This is a genomic window from Methylobacterium sp., assembly GCF_019750675.1.
Taxonomy (GTDB): domain Bacteria; phylum Pseudomonadota; class Alphaproteobacteria; order Rhizobiales; family Beijerinckiaceae; genus Methylobacterium.
The window spans coordinates 1-17,482 of the sequence record NZ_JAIEOF010000391.1 but is presented as its reverse complement, the minus strand read 5'-3'; the positions used below and the strand labels follow the sequence as shown (position 1 = coordinate 17,482).

The window sequence follows — 17,482 nt, the reverse complement described above, 5'->3', positions numbered from 1 at the left end:
CCGTTCGGGCAAATGATCCAACCGTGACCCGTACCCCGCGCATCCCCGCCCAGCCGCGTCCGTCCCTGTTCCAGGCCGGTGCCTCCCTGCGCTTCGCCGCGGCCGCGGGGCTGGCCGTCCTGCTCTGGACGGCTGTCCTGTGGGCGTCCCGATGAGTTGCGACCGCGACGGGGCGATCGCGCTCCGGGGACTGACCCTCGCCTATGACCGGCACCCGGCGGTGCATCACCTCGACGGCACGATCCCCCCGGGCGCCCTCCTCGCGCTGGTGGGTCCCAACGGCGCCGGCAAGTCCACGCTGCTCAAGGGCATCGTCGGCGAGATCCCCTGCCTGGAGGGACGGATCGAGCGGCCGGCCCCGAAGGGAAGCGTCGCCTACCTGCCGCAGGCCGCCGAGATCGACCGCAGCTTTCCTCTGCGGGTCCTCGACCTCGTGGCCATGGGCCTTTGGCACCGGCTCGGCCCCTGGCGCAGCGCCCGGCCCCACCGGCCGATGCTGGTGGACGCCCTGGCCAAGGTCGGCCTCGGCGGCTTCGAGGACCGGCTGATCGGCACGCTCTCGGGGGGCCAGTTCCAGCGCGCCCTGTTCGCCCGCCTCATCGTGCAGGACGCCCGCATCCTGCTCCTCGACGAGCCCTTCACGGGCGTCGACGGGCGCACCACGGCCGATCTGCTGGCGCTGATCCGGTCCTGGCACGACCAGGGCCGCACCATCGTGGCCGCCCTGCACGACCTGGCGCAGGTGCGCGGGCATTTCCCCCACACCCTGCTCCTCGCCCGCGAGGCGGTGGCCTGGGGCGCCACCGGGGCTGTGCTCACGGCCGAGAACCTCGCCCGCGCCCAGAGCCTATCGGAGGCCTGGGACGAGGACGCGGCCGTCTGCGGCCGCCACGCGGAACCGGCGACCGGCCCGGACCACGACCATTCTCATGCCCATCCCCACGCCCATGCCCATGCCCATGCCCATGTCCATGAGCATCACGCGCATGGGGAGGGCCATCACGGGCCTTCGCCGGCCAAGGCGCCGAGCCCCCCGAAGCCCGCCGCGCCCGATCCGGCGCGCGGCCACGGACACGCCGCTTGATCGACCTCCTGTTCGGCCCCTTCATCGAGTTCGGCTTCATGCGCCGGGCCCTGGTCGGCTGCCTCGCCCTCTCGCTCTCGGCGCCGCCCGTCGGCGTGTTCCTGATGCTGCGGCGCATGAGCCTGATGAGCGATGCCATGAGCCACGCCATCCTGCCGGGGGCGGCGGTCGGCTTCCTGGTCGCGGGGCTGTCGCTGCCCGCGATGACGCTGGGCGGCCTCGCGGCGGGCCTGTGCGTGGCGCTGATGGCCGGGCTCGTCACCCGCTCCACCGCCATCAAGGAGGATGCGAGTCTCGCCGCCTTCTACCTCATCTCGCTGGCGGGCGGTGTCCTGCTGGTCTCCCTGCGCGGATCTCAGATCGACCTGCTGCACATCCTGTTCGGCAGCGTTCTGGCGCTCGACGACCCGGCCCTGTGGCTCCTCGGCGGCATCGCCACCGTGACGCTGTTCGGCCTGGCGGCGATCTACCGGCCGCTGGTCATGGAATGCGTCGACCCGCTGTTCCTGCGGACGGTCAGCCGGGCCGGCGGTCCGGTGCACTACGCCTTCCTGGGCCTCGTGGTGATGAACCTCGTGGGCGGCTTCCAGGCACTCGGCACCCTGCTGGCGGTGGGGCTGATGCTGCTTCCGGCCATCGCGGCCCGGTTCTGGGCCGCCGACCTGTCGGGGATGATCCCGGTCTCCGTCCTGATCGCCATGCTCTCGAGCGTGATCGGCCTCAGCGTCTCGTACCGGGCCGACGTGCCGACCGGGCCCGCCATCGTGCTGGCGGCCGGCGGCCTCTACATTACCTCGATGCTGGTCGGGCGTCGCGGCGGTCTGGTCTATCGCCTGTTCCGCGGGCGCCACCTCGAAGCCTGAGCCCGGCGGCCGCCGGCGCGGCGTGCCGGGGACCTCGCGAGCGGGATCCTCAGAGGTTGAACAGGCCCATGATGCCCGAGACGATCGCGTAGACGAAGCCGGCGTTCAGCAGGACGCCGAGGGCGCCGATGGCGACGCCGCCCAGGACCACGATCCCGTCGCGCTCCACCAGGCCGAGGCCGAGGAGGCAGATCGCCAGCCCCAGGGGAATCTGGCCGACGATGGGCGCGGCCACGATCAGGGCCAGCGACAGGGTGAGCAGGAGCAGCCCGACGCCGCGCATGCCGAGACCGGTCTCGAACAGGCTCATGCGGGGACGCGACCAATGCTCGAGGCGGCGCAGCAGCGGCACGGCCCGCCCGGCCGCGCGCTCCACGTCCTTGCGGGCCACGGAGCGCCGCAGGAGCGCGCGCGGCAGCCAGGGCGACGCCATGCCGGCCGTGATCTGAACCGCCACCAGAAGCAGCAGCAGGCCGCACACCAGGGGAATGGGCGGCGGCATCGGCAAGCAGTTCGGCAAACCGAGGATCACGATGAGGAGCGCGAAGGCGCGATCCTTCAGGACGGCGACGATGTCCCCGACAGTCAGGCGTTCCCCCTCCTGCTCGGCGAGCACGGTGAGAACTTCGGAAGTTCTGGCAGCAGGTGACAAGAAAGCTCGGCCGTTGGCGACTGTCCTGAGGCGGGCTGTAGCCGAGTTGCGTCGCAACGCCAAGCGAACGCCCCGGACGCCAGGGCGAATCGGGGGCTTCCGACGACCGGCCCGATCCACCGCGTGCGCGATGACACGGCGCGCAGGCTCAAAACCTCAAGTTGAAAATCTCGAGAACGAATTCTCTAAAGTATGGTGACTGTCCCGATCGCTCGTCTGTTCGGGCGGAGATGTTGAAAGATCGATCGAAAAAACATTCCGTCTTTCAACCCAGCGTTGATTGCGCGCCTGGACCGTTCAAGATTGCGGCTTCTGTTGCGGTGAGACCGGCTGGGCCTTGCGATCCCCTGGAGGATGTCTTCGCGGCCCGCTCCGGTGGGTGCGCCTCGTGGGATGCCTCGGCGGGCTCTTCGCCTCGGCGGGCGTCGCGGGCGCGGAGACGACATCGCCCGCCTCGCTGCTCCTGTTCGGCAGCCTGGAGGCGAGCCCCTCGGTCTTCGTCAGCGGTGGCGCGAAGATGGCGCTCGACCGGGTCGACGGGCAAGGCTTCGTCGCCCTCGCGAACCTCGGCGCCGGGCGCCGGCGGGAGGGCGCACTGACCCGGGACAGCTTCGTCGGCGCCGTGGTGTTCGGATACCAGTGGTTCCCGGATTGGGGGGCGGTCGCGGCCTATGCGGGGCCCGAGGGCACCATGGACGTGCTGTCGGGTTGCGGCTGCGTCCAGGCGCTGCCCCCCCGCTTCGGCCTGCGCCTGCACGGCGAGGTCTGGGCCCGGCCGAGCGACGATACGCTGCTCACGGCCACGCTCATCCTCGGCAGCACCCGCATGAGCGCCTGGGGCCGGCTCTCCTGGGGGTACCGATTCTGGGGCGCCTATCTCGGGCCCGAACTCGCGCATTATCGCGACGAGACCGCCTACGCGAAGTGGAATGTCGGACTGCATGCGACGGATTTCGCGCTCGGCCGGTTCAGCCTGCGGCTCGCCGCCGGCCTGCAGATGGCGAGCGCGCGGCGGGACACCGGCGTCTATGTCGGCCTCACGGCCTGGACGCCTTGGTAGCCCTGGGGGCCTTGCGCCGGGCGGGCGCGCGACGGCGCGGCGGCGGCGGCGTGAGATCGAGGGCGCCCTGCACCGGCGAGCTCGGCGCCGCGAGCCCGTCGAGGAAGCGGGCCGCCTGCGCCTGGATCTCGGCCCGCAGGCTCGGGTCGAGGCGCGCGAGGTTCCGATAGGGCATCGCGAGGCGGGGATTGCCGGACAGCCGGTCCGCATGCGTGATCAGGAAGTTCCAGTAGAGCGCGTTGAACGGGCAGGCCGTGGGACCGGTCCGCTTCGACACGTCGTAGGCGCAACCCCGGCAGTAATCCGACATGCGGTTGATGTAGGCGCCGGAGGCCGCGTAGGGCTTCGAGCCCATCACGCCGCCATCGGCCCAGAGCACCATGCCGTGGACGTTGGGCAGCTCCACCCATTCGTAGGCGTCTGCGTAGACGACGAGGTACCATTCCTCCACCTGGGCCGGCGCGATCCCGGCGAGCAGCGCGAAGTTGCCCGTCACCATCAGGCGCTGGATGTGGTGGGCATAGGCATGCGCGCGCGTGTCGGCGATGCTCTGCGCCAGGCAGTTCATCTCGGTCTCGCCCGACCAATAGAACCAAGGCAGGTCGCGGGTGGCCTCGAGGGCATTCGACCCCGCATAGTCCGGCATCCGCGCCCAGTAGAGGCCGCGCACGTATTCGCGCCAGCCCAGGATCTGCCGGATGAACCCCTCGACGCAGTGGAGGGGGGCGGCCCCCTCGCGGTAGGCCCGCTCCGCCGCCCGGCAGACCTCCTCGGGGGTGAGGAGCCCGGCATTCAGCGCCGGAGAAATGAGCGCGTGGTACAGGAACGGGGCCCCCGTCCGCATGGCGTCCTGGTAGTCGCCGAAGTGCGGCAGCCCGACCGCGAGGAAGTCCCGGAAGGCCGCGAGCGCGTCGGCGCGGGTCACCGGCCAGGCGAAGGCCTCGGTCGCGCCGAAATGGTCGGCGAACGCGGCCTCCACGAGGACGATGACCTCCCGGGTGACGGCGTCCGGCGGGAAGCCGACCCGCTCGGGCAGCGCGTGCCCCTTCGGCAGGCCCTTGCGGTTCTCGGCGTCGAAGTTCCAACGGCCGCCGGTCGGCTCTCCCCCGTCCATGAGCAGCCCGGTGCGCCGGCGCATGCCGCGATAGAACGTCTCCATGCGCAGGCTCCGACGGTCCCCGGCCCAGGCGGCGAAATCGGCGCGGGGACAGAGAAAGCGATTGTCGTCGCGGATCTGCACCGGCACCGCGGCATCGTCGCGCCAGGCCTGCATCATCTCCCAGACCCGCCACTCGCCCGGCTCCGTGACCACGACCCGGTCGGGCTCGTGGCGGGCGATGGCGCGCATGAGCTCCCCGGTGAAGCTGCCGGTGTTGGCGGAATCGTCGAGGCGGACGTAATCCACCCGCACGCCCTCGGCCTCCAGCTCGGCCGCGAAATGCCGCATGGCCGAGAACAGGAAGGCGATCTTCTGCTTGTGGTGGCGCACATAGGTCGCCTCCGCCCGGACCTCGACCAGCAGCACCACGTCGTGGTCCGGGTCGAGGTCCGTGAGGGTGGCGATGCGGCGGGTCAGCTGGTCGCCGAGGAGGAAGCGGAGCGTGCGAATGGGACTCTAAGCCTCCCGCCGGGCGCGGGCGAAAGCCCGGGTGCTCGGGGCCAGCCGGTGCCCGTCCGTTTCGATCCCGGCGATGTCCCGCGCCATTTCGGCTCCCAATCCGCTGCCGATCCCTTAGGTATGGCGTAAGCCGCTGGCGGGGAGCCGCCGGCGGGCGGGATCGGCCGATCCGTGACGTCGCAGGAATGTTGGGAGCCGCATGAAGTTCGCCTTTGCCGGCATCGATTTCCTCGGCGGCGTGTTCGAGGCCCTGGTCGGGGCGGGCTGGACGCCGATCAAGCTGTTCACCCGGCCCTGCGACGGGATCTACGACCACAACGAGGCCGTGGTGGCGAGCGCGCGCCGCCATCGCGTGCCGATGCAGATCTCGCGGATGAAGCCGGAGGATCTCGCCGCCCTGGCGGAGGCGCACGGGCGGGACTGGGCGCTGGTCGTGGCCGGCTATCCCTGGCTCGTGCGCGGCTGGCGCGATGCTGCGGCCTACGGGTTGAACTTCCATCCCTCGCCGCTTCCCATGGGCCGCGGGCCCTACCCCCTGTTCAAGGCGATCAGCGACGGGCAGCCCGAATGGGGCGTCACCGCCCATGTCCTGGCCGAGGACGGCTTCGACACCGGCGACATCCTCGCCCAGGAGCGCTTCCCGATGAATGAGCGGGAAACCCACGAATCCCTGCTGGCGAAGTGCCAGATGGCGGCGCGCCGCATCGCCGCCGGCCCCATCGCCCGCGACCTACCGGCCCTGTGGAAGGCCCCCGTGCCGCAGGGCGCGGGGTCCTACTGGCCACGGGTGACGGATGCGGACCGCACCCTGGATTTCCGGGCCGAGGTCGAGGCCATCCTGCGCCGGGTGCGGGCCTTCGGCACCATCGAGACCCTGGCCCGGGTGGGCGAGACGCGGGTCTACGTGGCGGACGCCGAGGGTTGGCGCGAGGTGCACCGGCACACCCCCGGCAGCGTCGTGCACCGCTACCGGCGCCACATCGTCGTGGCGGCCCGCGACGGCTACATCCAGCTCAACCGCTGGAGCCCGGTGCCCGCCACCGAGGCCGGCCATCTGGGGCGGTAGGCGCCCCCTCTTCGATTCCGAATCCGATCGGGCGACAAACCATGGCGCGGATGCGCAAGAAGGGCGACCTGCCCACCAAGATCTGCGCCCAGTGCGGCAAGCCCTTCGCGTGGCGCAAGAAGTGGGAGCGGGTCTGGGACGAGGTCCGCTACTGCTCGGACCGGTGCCGGTCCGAGGCCAAATCCGGCGCCAGGCGGGGCGCACCGGACGACGGCGCGCGCGGCTGAACGCTCACCCGAGGGCGGCCAGGGCCGCCGGGGTATCGACGTCGAGGCTCACGCCCGCATCCATCGCGAGTTCGAGCACGTCGTCGCGGCCCGCGAGCAGGCGTCCCGCGCCCTGGTCGCCGGTGAGGCGCGTGAGGGCGGACCCAAGGCGCTGGCGGTTGAGCAGGACCGGGTTGCCGCGCTGTCCGGCATGGACCGGCACCACGGCGGCCGGGACCGGGTCCGCGCGGCGGAACGCCTCCGCGAGGGCGGTCAGGTGGCGCGGGGTCACGCGCGGCATGTCGCCGAGAAGCACGAGCACCCCCGCGAGATCGGCCGGAAGGGCCGCGAGGCCGGCCCGGAGCGAGGTCGAGAGCCCCTCCGCGTGGGCCGGGTTCGGCACGCGCACGAGGTCGAGCCCGTCGAGGGCCATCCCGACCCGGTCGGCATGGGCCCCCAGCACCGCCACGACCGGGCCGAGGCCCGCGCCGATGGCGGCTTCGGCGGCATGGCGCACGAGGGGTCGGCCCGCGAGGGGCTGCAGGAGCTTGGGGTCCGCCCCGAAGCGGGTGCCGCGCCCGGCGGCGAGGAGGATGAGGCCGATGTCAGGCATCGTCCTCGCCCTCGGTATCCTGGGCCGGGTCGCCACCGGAGCGCGGCTGGGGCCGCGAGACGATCTCCATCAGGAGGCCGCCGACGCCGAGGGCGACGATATCCGCCCGGGTGACCGCGAGGCCGGCGAGCAGCCGGTGCAGCACCCAGTCGAACCCGTTCTCCTTGGGCGAGCGGGCGCAGCCGGGCGCGCCGATCACCGGCACGTCGCCGACCCCGCCCACGAGGAGGAGGTTGCCGGGGTCCACCGGCATGCCGAGATGCTCCACCCGCCCGCCGGCCGCCTCGATGGCGGTGGGGATCACGTCGCGGCGATCGGCGATGGCGGAGGCGCCGAAGACGACGACGAGCTCGGCGCGATCCTTCCGGATCGCCGCGCCGATCGCCCCGGCCAGGCTTTCGGCGCGGTGCGGCACGCGCGCATCGGTGACGAGTTCGGCCCCTGTCGGGGCGAGGCGGCGGCGCAGGTTGGCCAGGGTCTTGTCGATGGTCGCCGGTTTGAGGCCGGGCAGGAGCGTGGAGACGACCCCGACGCGGCGCAGCCGGTAGGGCGCGACGCCGAGCGCACCCACGGGAGCGGCGCGGCAGGCGCGGCCCAGGGCCTCGCCCGAGACCGCGTACGGAATGATCTTGATCGTCGCCACCATCTCGCCGGCCACCACCGGCTTGTGGGCGGGCAGCGTCGCCACCGTGATCGCCTCGTCGATGCCATTCACCGCGTCGACGGCCGCGCGGTCGATCCGCAGCAGCCCGGCCGTGGCGGCGTGGAGGTTGCAGCGCCCGGTGAACGGCGGCTCGCGGGTGAGGTGCGGGCCGGCCAGGTGCGCGGCGAGGCGCTCGGCCGCCGCATCTTCCCCCACGTCCCCGGGCTCGAGGGTGACGGCGACGAGTTCGGACAGGCCCCCCGCCGCCAGACGCGCCGCATCCTCGGCGGGGATGACCAGGCCCTTGCGCAGGGTCACGTCGTGCGCCCGCACCGTATGGGCGGCGATGAGGCCGCCGGCCTCGCGGGTCGGCACCGTCCCGAACTTCACGTAGGTGCCCCGGTGCGCGGGGCGCGCTGCGCGGCGACGATTTGGGCCAGGATCGAGACCGCGATCTCGGCCGGGCTGACGGCGCCGATGTCGAGGCCGATCGGCGCCGCGATCCGGCCGATCGCGGCCTCACCGAACCCGGCCCCGGCCAGCCGGGCGACGCGGGCCGCGTGGGTTTTGCGCGAGCCGAGGGCGCCGACGTAGAAGCACTCTGCCCTGAGCGCGGCGGCGAGGGCGGGATCGTCGATCTTGGGGTCGTGGGTCAGGGCCGCCACGGCGCAGTAGCGGTCGAGGGGCGCGACCGGCCCCGCGAAGGCATCGTCGGGCCAGTGCGCCACGAGGTCGATCCCCGGAAAGCGCTCGGGCGTCGCGAAGGCCGTGCGCGGATCGATGACGGTGACCGCGAGGTCGAGGGCGCGCGCCATCGGACACAGGGCCTGACTGATATGCACGGCGCCGATCACGACGAGGCGCACGGGCGGGGCCTGCACGGTCAGGAACAGCGTGCGGCCCCCGGCTTCCACGAGGCCGCTCCGGCCCGAGGCGAGGTGCCGCGCCAGGAGGTCGGCGAGGGGGTCGGCGGCGATCTCGGCCTCGCGCACCACGCGCTGGGCGCCGCCCTCGAGGTCGGTCACCAGGATCGCGGCCCGGCGCGCGGCGCGTTCCGCGTTGAGGGTGGCGAGGGTCTCGATCTGCATGCCGGCGCCTCAGGCCACGGGTTCGACGAAGACGCGGATGCGCCCGCCGCAGGACAGGCCGACCTGCCACGCCGTCTCGTCGGCGACGCCGAACGCGATCGTCCGGGCGCGCCCGTCGGCGATCGCATCGAGGCTCTCGGTGATGACCGCGCCTTCGACACAGCCGCCGGAGACCGAGCCGAGGAAGTTGCCCGCGTCGTCCACGACGAGGTGGCTTCCCACCGGCCGCGGCGCCGAACCCCAGGTCTCGATCACGGTGGCGAGCGCCACCCCGCGCCCCGCGCGGCGCCAGGCTTCGGCGGCGGCCAGGATGTCGGTCTCGTTGGACAGCATGGGCTGGCGAACTCCGGAAGCGGGCGATGCGTCGCCGCCGCGCGCGGGCCGAGCCCGCGCACTGAAAACACGTGGCATTGAGGTAAGCTCCCGCGCCGCCGTGGCAATGCGGCGGTGCTGCGAGCGCGCGCGCGGCGTGACTTCCCGCACCGACGGAGCGGGCTTATCCTGGGCGCCGGATCAGCCTGGGTCCGATCCCGTCCCAGTGCCGCCGCCCCGAGAACCGGACCCATCGCGCCGATGCCAGCCTCCCCGTCCGCCTCACGCGCCATGATCCTCGCCCTCGCGGCCTGCCTCGCCTCCGGGCACGCCGGGGCGCAGGTGCGGATCGGGCTGTCGGCGCCCCTCACCGGCCCGGACGCGGTCTTCGGACAGGGTCTGCGCCTCGGGGCGGAGCAGGCGGTGGCGGATCTCAACCGGGCGGGCGGCGTCAACGGGCAGCGCCTCGTCCTCGTGGTGGCGGACGATGCCGGTGACGGCAAGCAGGGGCTGGCGGTGGCCCAGCGCTTCGCGACCGAGCGGGTCGGTCTCGTCGTCGGCCCGTTCCATGCCGGGGTCGCCGGCCTGGCGCTGCCCGCCTACGCCGATGCGGGTATCGTCGCGATTCTGCCGGGGAGCGGGTTTCCGGGGCTGACGGCCAAGGGCCTCTGGAACGTCTTCCGCACCGTGCCGAACGACGGCGAGCAGGCCGCCGCGGCCGCCGCCTACCTCGTCCGGCGCCATTCCGGACAGCGCATCGGCCTCGTCCACGACAAGAGCCCGTTCGGACGCGGGCTCGCGGAGGAGGTCGCCCGCCTCCTGAAGGCGCAGGGCCAGTCCGAGGTCGCCTTCGAAACCCTGCCGCGCGGCGAGCGGGACGCCGGCGCCCTCGTCGCGCGGCTGAAACGGGCACGGGTCGAGGCGGTCTATTTCGGCGGCCTCGGGGCGGAGGCGGCCCTGCTCCTGCGCGGCCTGCGGGAGGCCGGGCTGAACGTCCCCCTGGTGGGCAGCGACGGGCTCGCCGACCCGGCCTTCCCGCAGGCGGCCGGACCGGCGGCGGAGGGCACGGTGATGACCCTGTCGCCGGAGCCCCGGAAGCTGCCGGACCCGAAGGGCCCGAGGCCCCCGCGGACGCCCGAGGCCGATGCGGTGGCGGCGCGGGCGTACGCGGCGGTCGAGGTGCTGCGCCAGGGCGTGGAGGGTGCGCGGACCGCCGAGGCCCGGGCGGTCGCCGCTTACCTGCGACAGGGCGGAACGGTCCGGACGCTCCTCGGGGAGGTCGCCTTCGACGGCAAGGGCGACCTCAGGGCCGATCCGCGCCGCCCCGCCTTCGGCCTGCAGGTCTGGCGCCGGACGCCGGACGGGCGTATCGATTACGCGGGGAACGACGCCGACGCGCCGTGAGACCGTGGGGCGCTCGACCCCGGCGGGAGGCCGAGCGTGCCGTCATCGGACTTTTGGCGGATTCGGGAAACGCTTGCTTCCGGACCCCGCGGACATTATGTCGGGGCAACGCTCGCCGGTGTTGCGCATCCGATCCGATCGGACCCGCCGCCCGCCGCGTTTTGCCGAACGGCTTCGTTTAGTATCCCGGGTCGCCCCATTTCAGGCCGTCCGGCTGGAGAGTGTGGATGGCCAAAGAAGAGTTGATGCAGTTCGATGGTCTCGTGATCGAGATCCTGCCGGACGCACGCTACCGCGTGCAGCTCGATCAGGGCCACGAGATCGTGGCCTACACGGCCGGCAAGATGAAGAAGAACCGCATCAAGACTCTGGCCGGCGACCGCGTCACCGTCGAGATGTCACCCTACGATCTGGAAAAGGGCCGCCTCGTGTTCCGGCACAAGGACGAGCGTTCCTCGGGCCCCCGCCCGCCCATGCGCGGCCAGTTCCGCCGCCGCTGATCACCCGATCGACCGCCGATGCCTCCCTCCGGGAGGCATCGCTGTTTTGGGCTCTGCGACGCGCGTTCCGCCGCTTGGATCGAGCCTGCCGGACAGCCTTCGCCTGGCTTGTCCGGCGTCCTCTCCTGAACGGAGAGAGGGCTCGCGACGAATCGGCAATCGTTCCGCGCGTGGGAGCGCCGCGATTGACCCGCGCTCCGGCGCGACGCAGAACCGGCGCGGATCAAGCTGTGCCGTATGCACAGCGTCCCGTGCCGTCAGGAGTCGCCGTGTCCCGCGCCAGCCTCGCCGCCGCCCTTCTCGCCGCTGCCCTGCTCGGCGCCTGCACGCCGAAGGCCTCGGCCCCGCCCGCCGCCGTCGCGGCGGCCCCCGTGGTCGCCGCCCCCCTGCCCCAGGGCAGCGGCTGCGGCCCGGCCATCGCCCGGACACAGGCCGTCGTGGACAGCGACGTCGCCACGGGCAACCTGAACGCGCCGGTGGGGGAGCGCTTCAGCGCCGACCTGCGCAATGCCGCGAGCGCCTGCCAGGGCGGACGCGAGCGCGAGGCCCTCGGCCTCCTCGCCGCCGCCAAGGCCCGCTACGGCTACCCGTAGGCGCCCGCGAAGGCGTCGGCGAGGTAGGCCCGCACGAAGCCGGGCATCCGGGCGCCGTCGATGTCGTCCGGTCCCCGGGCCGCCAGGAAGCCCGCGAGTTCCGGCGCAGCCTCCGCGCGGCGATGCGCCTCCATGCGGGCGAGGAGGGTCTGTGCGTCGTCGGGGAAGCGCACCGGGCGCAGGAAGGCGCGCTGGTTCCGCCCGGCGAGCAGCACCCAGGCCTCGGGGACGTCGGCCCCCAGCCCGATACCGGTCTCCTCCAGGAACTCCCGGGCCGCGCTGCCGGCGAGGTCCACGCGCCCGCCGGGCCGGATGTCGTCTGGGTCCGGCGTCCCGCAGGGGAAGTAGGCCTGGCCGGCATTCGCGGTGTGACCGCCCATGATGCCGAGGAGCGCGGCGCCGTCCGAGGTCCAGGGCACCACCGCCGCGAAGGCGTTGAAGACGGTCGGGTCCGGCGAGCCGGCATCCCGGAAGGCGATGAAGCGCGAGAAGCGGGTCTCGAACAGGTCGATCCGGCAGACATCCCCCTCGATCCGGCAGGCGCAGGCGAGGAGGACGCACCCGTCGAACATCTCCGGCGCCGCCGCGCGCCGCCGGTCCCAGTGCGTGGCGATGGCGTCGGCGTTGGCCTCCGCCCAGGTCCAGTCGTGGGTCACCAGCCGGGCGTCGAGGTGGCGGATCGGCGTCAGCGTGAAACCGTCAGACAAGCAGGCTGCCCTCGCTCACCAGGACGGCGGCGCCGCTGATCTCCACCGAGCGCAGGGCGCCCGCGTCGATGCAGACCTGCACCCCGATGGTGCTCGGGCGGCCCATGGCGACGCCCTGGCGCAGGACGATGTCGTGCTCGCCGTCGCCGAGGGGCTCGAACTGCATCATCACCCCGGAGAAGGCCGCCGCCGCCGAGCCGGTCGCCGGGTCCTCGGCGACGCCGAGATGCGGCGCGAACATCCGGGCCTGGTAGTGCTGCCCCGACCCGTCCGGATCGGGGGTATAGCAGTAGAGCGCCGCCGGCTCGCCGAGATCGTCGAGGGCGGACGGGACCACGCGGGCCCGGTCGAGGACCTCGCGGCTCGCCAGCGGCACGAACAGGAAGCCCGGGCCCGCGCGGTGGCGGCTCGGGGCGTGGCGGCGAAAGCCGATCTCGGCCGCCTCCAGGCCGAGGGCGGCGGCGATCGCCTCCGGCTCCGGGCCCGGCCCGAGGAATTCCGGCAGGACCGGCATCTTGAAGCGCCCGGTGCCGCGTCCCTCGCCGGGCTCGACCACGCAGGCGAGGGTGCCGAGCGCGGTCTCCAGGCCGAAGGCCAGGGCGTCCGTGAGGCCCGCCCGCCGGTCGCGGAGCGCCAGGAGCACGGCGGTGCCGAGGGTGGGATGACCCGCGAACGGGAGTTCGGCGGCGGGGGTGAAGATCCGCAGCCGAGCCCGGTGACGCTCCGCCACGGGGGTCAGCACGAACACCGTCTCGGAGAGGTTGAACTCGGCGGCCAGCGCCTGCATCGCGCCCGTGTCGAGCCCCTCGGCATCCAGCACCACGGCGAGGGGATTGCCGGTGAGCGCGGTGTCGGTGAACACGTCGAGGGTCACGAAGCGGCGCGGCATGGGCGATGTCTCCCGGCTGACGAGGCCTGGACCTTAGACCGTCTCCACGGGGAACGTCTCGCTCGGCGCGACGAACTCGTCCTGCGCCGCCACCGTCAGGATCTCGCGCGATCCCGCCTCCAGCGTGCGCCGCAGCAGGCCGTAGACCGAGGCGCCGGCCATGCCGAGCGCCAGGGCGGCCGAGCCGGTACGGGCGTAGTGCACGAGGAAGAGCGCCGCGATGGCATCCCCGGCGCCGTTCACGTCGAGGTGCAGGCGCGGCGTGCGCAGGCGCCAGAACGCGCCCCCCTCCCCGGCCATCAGGTCGATGGCGTCGGCGGGCGTATCGTCGGTGGCCAGCGAGGTGACGAGGACGACGCGGGGGCCGAGCGCCTGCACCGAGGCCACCGCCCGCTTGGTCTCCGCCAGGGTGCCGGTGGGCAGGCCCGAGAGCCGGTTCAGCTCGAACTGGTTCGGCGTGACGATGTCGGCGGCCGGCACGGCCTGCGCGCGCAGGAATTCGGGAATCCCGGGTCGGACGTAGATGCCCCGGCCCACATCGCCCATCACCGGATCGCAGGCATAGAGCGCCTTCGGGTTGAGGGCCCGCACGGAGGCCACCGCCGCCACGATGGCGGTGCCGATATCGGCCGACCCCATGTAGCCCGACAGCACCCCGTCGCAGGTGCCGAGCACGCCGCGCTCCGCGATGCCCGCGACGAGGTCCTCGATGGCCGGGCCGTCGAAGACCCGCCCGCGCCAGGCGCCGTAGCCGGTGTGGTTGGAGAACTGCACCGTGTGGATCGCCCAGACCTCGACGCCCAGGCGCTGCATCGGGAACACCGCCGAGGTGTTGCCGACATGGCCGAAGGCGACGTGCGACTGGATCGAGAGGATGTTCAAGCCGGGTCTCCGGTGACGATGCGCGATCGGGTCCAGGGCTTAACCCAGTTTTCCCAGCCTTCGCACCCCGTCCTCGCGCGCGGCCGGGCGCTCGGCCCCGCCGGTGACGACCACTCGGGCCCGCCGGTTGCGAACGTCCTGCACTTGCCCCGGGGCGCGGGGTCGGCCACAGCGTGGCAGCCCGAGCCGACAAGCGAGCCCCATGGATTTCGAAGCCCTCCGCGCCAGCACCCTCGCCTTCGTGGAGGCGCACCAGGGCTGGACACCGCTCATCGTGGGCGTGCTCGCCTTCTGCGAGTCGCTGGCCTTCCTGTCGCTGCTGGTGCCCGCGACCGTGCTGCTTCTCGGCATCGGCGCGCTGATGGGGGCGATCGGCATTCCGTTCTGGCCCGTGATGCTCGCGGGCGCCCTGGGCGCGGCGCTCGGCGATTGGCTCTCCTACGAGTTCGGGCACCACTACAAGGAGGGCGCCAAGCAGATGTGGCCGATGCGGCGCTACCCCGCCATCGTCGCCCGCGCCGAGGAATTCTGCCGCAAATGGGGGGCTGGCGGGATCGTGATCGGCCGATTCATCGGGCCCGCCCGGGCCGTGGTGCCGCTGATCGCCGGCATCTTCGGGGTCAAGCGCCTGCCCTTCCAGATCGCCAACGTGACGTCGGCGCTCGCCTGGTCCTTCCTCATGCTGGCGCCGGGCGCCGGCATCCTGAGCTACTTCAAGGGCTGAGCCGCGGCCGTTCGCCGGCCCGGGGCGGGCCCGGCCGGCTCGGCGAGCCAGTCGCGGCGCCGGGCGATCAGCTGCCGGAGGCGCTCGGCGCGCTTCTCCCGCCGGTCGCATCCGCAATCGCAATCCCCGTCCGGGCACGCGACGGAGCCCTCCCCGAACAGGCTCAGGATCGACAGCACGAGCCCCGCGAGAAAGACGACCGCGAGGGCGACGAAGGGCCAGGCGAGCCCGAGCCCCACCAGCGCCGAGAGCCCGAGCTTCACCGCGAGCGAGCCCGCGACCTTCAGCTTGATCAGGGCCGCCAGCGTCGCACCCGCCCCGAGACCGCCGCGCAGGGTTCGCAGGAGCCGCACCCGCAGGCGCCGGCGCGCGACCAGGGCTTCCAGGCGGCGCAGATCGCGGGTGACACGGCGGATCTCGGCGGCGCTGTTTCCGCTCCGCGCCTCGGCTCGCTCCTCCAGCAGGGCTCCCTCCTTCCGGGTCCGAAGCGATCGGAGCATGCGGGCGGCGCACGCGCAACGGGGTCGCAGGTGACAAGGCGGGCGCCGGCTGGTTTGCTGGGCGCGATCCCGATTCGGAACAGATCGCACGACCGACCGGAGCCGTATGTCAGCAGCCCTCGCGAACGTCATCCTCCCGCCCGACCGGCGCCAATCGGCCACCGCGCTTCAGGTCCAGCGCGGCGTCCGGCGGCTCTTCGCCGAACTCGGTCACGTCACCATCCCGGAATTTTCCCTGGCCAACGGCCGGCGTGCCGACGTCATCGCCCTATGCCCGGCCGGCCGCCTCACCATCGTGGAGATCAAGTCGAGCGTGGCGGATTTCCGGGCCGACCGGAAATGGCCGGATTACCGGGATTACTGCGACCGCTTCTATTTCGCGATCCCCGAGACGCTCTCCACCACCCTGACCCCGGACGAGGCCGGCCTGATCGTCGCCGACGCCTTCGGGGCCGCGATCCTGCGCGACCCCGCCGACCACCCCCTGAGCGGTCCCCGCCGCAAGGCCGTGACCCTGCGCTTCGCCCACAGCGCCGCGCGCCTGCTGCACGCGCTGGCCGACCCCGGCGCCATCCGCGAGGGCGCGCTTTGACACGTGAGCCCGGACGCGTGTGCCCAGCCGGCGCGGCGTGATAGAGCATTTTCGGTGATCCCTGGATCGCTGAAAATGCTCTATCTCATTGCGGGGTCGCCTTTTCTTCACGCGAGCCGGCATCCACCTCGCTTGAAAGTGCTTTAAGGCGCCGCCCCACCCTGATCGATCGCCCCCGTCATGCGTCTCCCTTCCCGTCGCCGTCCGAACGCGGGTGATTCCACGGTCCTGAATCGCCTCCAGCTCGCGTCGGGACGCCGCTCCCTCGTCCTGCACCTCCTCATCGTTCTGGTGCTGCTGGCCACCGCCCAGGGCTACGACGGTTCGAGCCACTCCATCCATCACTGGGTCGGCCTCGGGGTCTACGCCGTGGTGTCCCTGGGGCTCGCCCTCGCCGATTGGCGCGCCGCCCATCGCGACGGGCGCACGGAACGCACGAATGCGTGGCTGACCTGGAGCGCGACCCTGCTGAATGCCGGCGTGGCCCTGTTCCTCGTCGTCGAGCACATCCTGGTCGGCGCGGTGCAGACGGAGGAGACCGCGACGGCGGTGAGCCGGCTGCCGGCCTTTCTCCTGCTGCTGCAGACGGGTCTCAGCATGCGGGTCTGGCACACGGTCGTGTTCTCGGGGCTCGTGAGCCTTGCCTGGGGCGGCACCATCCTGCTCGCGTTCCTGGAGCCCGACCACACGCTCCTCGGCCCCTACGTCACCCTCGAGGAGGAGGTGACCGGCCTCCTGACCTTCGCGGCGGCGAGCCTCGTGGTCATCGACGGGGTCCGGCGCCTGCGGTCGGCGGTGAGCACGGCCCTGCGCACCGAGCGGGAGCGGGCCAGCCTCGCCCGCTTCGTGCCCAGCCGGGTGGCGGGCGAGTTGGCGGAGAGCGGCGGCGGCCTCGCTGGGGTCCAGTCGCGCCACGCCTGCCTGTTCGGCCTCGACCTGCGGGGGTTCTCGGCCTTTTCGCGGGAGCATTCGCAGGAGGAAGTGGTGCGGGCGCTGCTCGACGTTCGGGCCCTGACCCACGTGGCGGTGATGGAGCACGGCGGCATCGTCGACAAGTACGTGGGCGACGGCATCCTGGCCCAGTTCATCGTCGGGCGGCCGCAGGCCCAGGCCGAAGCGGCCCTCGGCTGCGCCCGGACCATCGCGACGCGGCTCGAGCGGCTCAACGCCGAGCGCCGCGGCGAGGGCCGGCCGCTCCTGCGCATCACCATGGCGCTGCATGCGGGCGAGGTACTGGTCGGCGTCTTCGACGACGGCCACCGGGCCGAGTTCACGGTGCTGGGGACGGCGATGAACCGGCTCGCCCGGATCGAGGCCCGGGCGAAGGCGGCGAACCTGACGCTCGCGGGGTCGTACGATCTCGTCCGGCTGCTCAGCCCGGCCGTCCACTCGCGCCTGCACCTCGCCGACATGCCCCCCTCGGACTGCCCGGACACGCGCGACATGCGGCTCTTCGCGGTCTCGTGGCACGAGGGTGCCGAGGCAC

The 17,482-nt window shown here is 72.8% G+C and carries 22 protein-coding genes; 12 read left to right on the top strand and 10 right to left on the bottom strand.

All coding sequences use genetic code 11. The features are described 5' to 3' along the window. The first annotated feature begins 23 nt into the window (after positions 1-23). The 3 genes from K2X24_RS20380 to K2X24_RS20370 are packed head-to-tail and all read left to right on the top strand — an operon-like array spanning position 24 to position 1,947. The gene (locus K2X24_RS20380; RefSeq protein WP_279578179.1) at positions 24-155 is read left to right on the top strand and encodes a hypothetical protein; all 132 of its coding nucleotides are present in this window, start codon (positions 24-26) and stop codon (positions 153-155) included. Beyond that, positions 152-1,084 carry an ABC transporter ATP-binding protein gene (locus K2X24_RS20375; protein WP_292500522.1) on the top strand — a complete coding sequence of 311 codons (933 nt, stop codon included), beginning with the start codon at positions 152-154 and terminating at the stop codon, positions 1,082-1,084. Before K2X24_RS20380 ends, K2X24_RS20375 begins: the two co-directional genes overlap by 4 nt. Before the next feature lie 38 nt (positions 1,085-1,122). After that, a complete protein-coding gene (locus K2X24_RS20370; protein ID WP_292500607.1) occupies positions 1,123-1,947 on the top strand; it encodes a metal ABC transporter permease in 825 nt (274 codons plus the stop codon). 49 nt (positions 1,948-1,996) lie between these two features. Here K2X24_RS20370 and K2X24_RS20365 read toward each other — a convergent pair whose 3' ends face one another. Continuing rightward, the gene (locus K2X24_RS20365; RefSeq protein WP_292500520.1) at positions 1,997-2,599 is read right to left on the bottom strand and encodes an exopolysaccharide biosynthesis protein; all 603 of its coding nucleotides are present in this window, start codon (positions 2,597-2,599) and stop codon (positions 1,997-1,999) included. A 379-nt stretch (positions 2,600-2,978) separates the two neighbouring features. Here K2X24_RS20365 and bcsS point away from each other — a divergent pair, with 379 nt between their 5' ends. Then, positions 2,979-3,659 carry a cellulose biosynthesis protein BcsS gene (gene bcsS, locus K2X24_RS20360; protein ID WP_292500518.1) on the top strand — a complete coding sequence of 227 codons (681 nt, stop codon included), beginning with the start codon at positions 2,979-2,981 and terminating at the stop codon, positions 3,657-3,659. Here bcsS and K2X24_RS20355 read toward each other — a convergent pair. Then, on the bottom strand, positions 3,637-5,268 hold the full coding sequence (locus K2X24_RS20355) for a cryptochrome/photolyase family protein (RefSeq protein ID WP_292500605.1): 1,632 nt from the start codon (positions 5,266-5,268) through the stop codon (positions 3,637-3,639). The genes bcsS and K2X24_RS20355 overlap by 23 nt on opposite strands. Before the next feature lie 208 nt (positions 5,269-5,476). Here K2X24_RS20355 and K2X24_RS20350 point away from each other — a divergent pair, with 208 nt between their 5' ends. Together K2X24_RS20350 and K2X24_RS20345 are read left to right on the top strand one after the other, a co-directional pair. Continuing rightward, entirely contained in the window at positions 5,477-6,343 is an 867-nt protein-coding gene (locus K2X24_RS20350) for a formyltransferase family protein (protein ID WP_292500516.1), read from the top strand. 41 nt (positions 6,344-6,384) lie between these two features. Continuing rightward, complete coding sequence (locus tag K2X24_RS20345) at positions 6,385-6,570, top strand: DUF2256 domain-containing protein (RefSeq protein ID WP_292500514.1); 186 nt, start codon at positions 6,385-6,387, stop codon at positions 6,568-6,570. 4 nt (positions 6,571-6,574) lie between these two features. Here the strand turns inward: K2X24_RS20345 and K2X24_RS20340 are convergent, their stop codons facing one another. The 4 genes from K2X24_RS20340 to K2X24_RS20325 are packed head-to-tail and all read right to left on the bottom strand — an operon-like array spanning position 6,575 to position 9,226. Then, complete coding sequence (locus K2X24_RS20340) at positions 6,575-7,162, bottom strand: nucleotidyltransferase family protein (protein WP_292500512.1); 588 nt, start codon at positions 7,160-7,162, stop codon at positions 6,575-6,577. Next, complete coding sequence (locus K2X24_RS20335) at positions 7,155-8,195, bottom strand: molybdopterin-binding protein (protein WP_292500511.1); 1,041 nt, start codon at positions 8,193-8,195, stop codon at positions 7,155-7,157. Before K2X24_RS20335 ends, K2X24_RS20340 begins: the two co-directional genes overlap by 8 nt. Next, the gene (locus K2X24_RS20330) at positions 8,192-8,893 is read right to left on the bottom strand and encodes an XdhC family protein (RefSeq protein ID WP_292500510.1); all 702 of its coding nucleotides are present in this window, start codon (positions 8,891-8,893) and stop codon (positions 8,192-8,194) included. Before K2X24_RS20330 ends, K2X24_RS20335 begins: the two co-directional genes overlap by 4 nt. 9 nt (positions 8,894-8,902) lie before the next feature. Then, positions 8,903-9,226 (bottom strand): XdhC family protein, encoded by a 324-nt coding sequence (locus K2X24_RS20325; RefSeq protein WP_292500508.1) that lies wholly within the window; start codon positions 9,224-9,226, stop codon positions 8,903-8,905. A 240-nt stretch (positions 9,227-9,466) separates the two neighbouring features. On the opposite strand from K2X24_RS20325, the gene K2X24_RS20320 reads away from it, so the two are divergent. The 3 genes from K2X24_RS20320 to K2X24_RS20310 all read left to right on the top strand — a co-directional run bounded on the left by K2X24_RS20320 (position 9,467) and on the right by K2X24_RS20310 (position 11,702). After that, positions 9,467-10,609 carry a branched-chain amino acid ABC transporter substrate-binding protein gene (locus K2X24_RS20320; RefSeq protein ID WP_292500506.1) on the top strand — a complete coding sequence of 381 codons (1,143 nt, stop codon included), beginning with the start codon at positions 9,467-9,469 and terminating at the stop codon, positions 10,607-10,609. A 227-nt stretch (positions 10,610-10,836) separates the two neighbouring features. Beyond that, positions 10,837-11,109 carry a translation initiation factor IF-1 gene (infA, locus tag K2X24_RS20315; protein WP_056178999.1) on the top strand — a complete coding sequence of 91 codons (273 nt, stop codon included), beginning with the start codon at positions 10,837-10,839 and terminating at the stop codon, positions 11,107-11,109. Between the two features lie 269 nt (positions 11,110-11,378). Continuing rightward, the gene (locus K2X24_RS20310) at positions 11,379-11,702 is read left to right on the top strand and encodes a hypothetical protein (protein WP_238279982.1); all 324 of its coding nucleotides are present in this window, start codon (positions 11,379-11,381) and stop codon (positions 11,700-11,702) included. Here K2X24_RS20310 and K2X24_RS20305 read toward each other — a convergent pair. From K2X24_RS20305 to pdxY, 3 genes are read right to left on the bottom strand one after another with little or no spacing between them, the layout of a single operon-like run. After that, a complete protein-coding gene (locus tag K2X24_RS20305) occupies positions 11,693-12,409 on the bottom strand; it encodes an NUDIX hydrolase (RefSeq protein WP_292500499.1) in 717 nt (238 codons plus the stop codon). The two genes, K2X24_RS20310 and K2X24_RS20305, sit on opposite strands and share 10 nt — an antisense overlap. Then, complete coding sequence (locus tag K2X24_RS20300) at positions 12,402-13,298, bottom strand: PhzF family phenazine biosynthesis protein (protein ID WP_292500496.1); 897 nt, start codon at positions 13,296-13,298, stop codon at positions 12,402-12,404. The genes K2X24_RS20305 and K2X24_RS20300 overlap by 8 nt, the downstream gene beginning before the upstream one ends. A gap of 33 nt (positions 13,299-13,331) precedes the next feature. Continuing rightward, on the bottom strand, positions 13,332-14,180 hold the full coding sequence (gene pdxY / locus K2X24_RS20295) for a pyridoxal kinase PdxY (protein ID WP_292500493.1): 849 nt from the start codon (positions 14,178-14,180) through the stop codon (positions 13,332-13,334). A gap of 202 nt (positions 14,181-14,382) precedes the next feature. On the opposite strand from pdxY, the gene K2X24_RS20290 reads away from it, so the two are divergent. Continuing rightward, a complete protein-coding gene (locus K2X24_RS20290) occupies positions 14,383-14,904 on the top strand; it encodes a DedA family protein (RefSeq protein WP_292500491.1) in 522 nt (173 codons plus the stop codon). Here K2X24_RS20290 and K2X24_RS20285 read toward each other — a convergent pair. Then, entirely contained in the window at positions 14,889-15,404 is a 516-nt protein-coding gene (locus tag K2X24_RS20285) for a hypothetical protein (RefSeq protein WP_292500488.1), read from the bottom strand. The genes K2X24_RS20290 and K2X24_RS20285 overlap by 16 nt on opposite strands. A 106-nt stretch (positions 15,405-15,510) precedes the next feature. Between K2X24_RS20285 and K2X24_RS20280 the strand changes: the two genes are divergently transcribed. Together K2X24_RS20280 and K2X24_RS20275 are read left to right on the top strand one after the other, a co-directional pair. Next, positions 15,511-15,996 (top strand): MmcB family DNA repair protein, encoded by a 486-nt coding sequence (locus K2X24_RS20280; protein ID WP_243911595.1) that lies wholly within the window; start codon positions 15,511-15,513, stop codon positions 15,994-15,996. A gap of 180 nt (positions 15,997-16,176) precedes the next feature. Beyond that, the coding region (locus K2X24_RS20275; RefSeq protein ID WP_292500485.1) for an adenylate/guanylate cyclase domain-containing protein at positions 16,177-17,482 on the top strand (1,306 nt) is incomplete at its 3' end.

Coding starts and splice junctions, on each gene's coding strand:
- K2X24_RS20375 (WP_292500522.1), top strand. CDS start 152: ATGAGTTGCGACCGCGACGGGGCGATCGCGCTCCGGGGACTGACCCTC.
- K2X24_RS20370 (WP_292500607.1), top strand. CDS start 1,123: ATGCGCCGGGCCCTGGTCGGCTGCCTCGCCCTCTCGCTCTCGGCGCCG.
- K2X24_RS20350 (WP_292500516.1), top strand. CDS start 5,477: ATGAAGTTCGCCTTTGCCGGCATCGATTTCCTCGGCGGCGTGTTCGAG.
- K2X24_RS20345 (WP_292500514.1), top strand. CDS start 6,385: ATGGCGCGGATGCGCAAGAAGGGCGACCTGCCCACCAAGATCTGCGCC.
- K2X24_RS20340 (WP_292500512.1), bottom strand. CDS start 7,162: ATGCCTGACATCGGCCTCATCCTCCTCGCCGCCGGGCGCGGCACCCGC.
- K2X24_RS20330 (WP_292500510.1), bottom strand. CDS start 8,893: ATGCAGATCGAGACCCTCGCCACCCTCAACGCGGAACGCGCCGCGCGC.
- K2X24_RS20325 (WP_292500508.1), bottom strand. CDS start 9,226: ATGCTGTCCAACGAGACCGACATCCTGGCCGCCGCCGAAGCCTGGCGC.
- K2X24_RS20320 (WP_292500506.1), top strand. CDS start 9,467: ATGCCAGCCTCCCCGTCCGCCTCACGCGCCATGATCCTCGCCCTCGCG.
- infA (WP_056178999.1), top strand. CDS start 10,837: ATGGCCAAAGAAGAGTTGATGCAGTTCGATGGTCTCGTGATCGAGATC.
- K2X24_RS20300 (WP_292500496.1), bottom strand. CDS start 13,298: ATGCCGCGCCGCTTCGTGACCCTCGACGTGTTCACCGACACCGCGCTC.
- K2X24_RS20290 (WP_292500491.1), top strand. CDS start 14,383: ATGGATTTCGAAGCCCTCCGCGCCAGCACCCTCGCCTTCGTGGAGGCG.
- K2X24_RS20285 (WP_292500488.1), bottom strand. CDS start 15,404: ATGCTCCGATCGCTTCGGACCCGGAAGGAGGGAGCCCTGCTGGAGGAG.
- K2X24_RS20280 (WP_243911595.1), top strand. CDS start 15,511: ATGTCAGCAGCCCTCGCGAACGTCATCCTCCCGCCCGACCGGCGCCAA.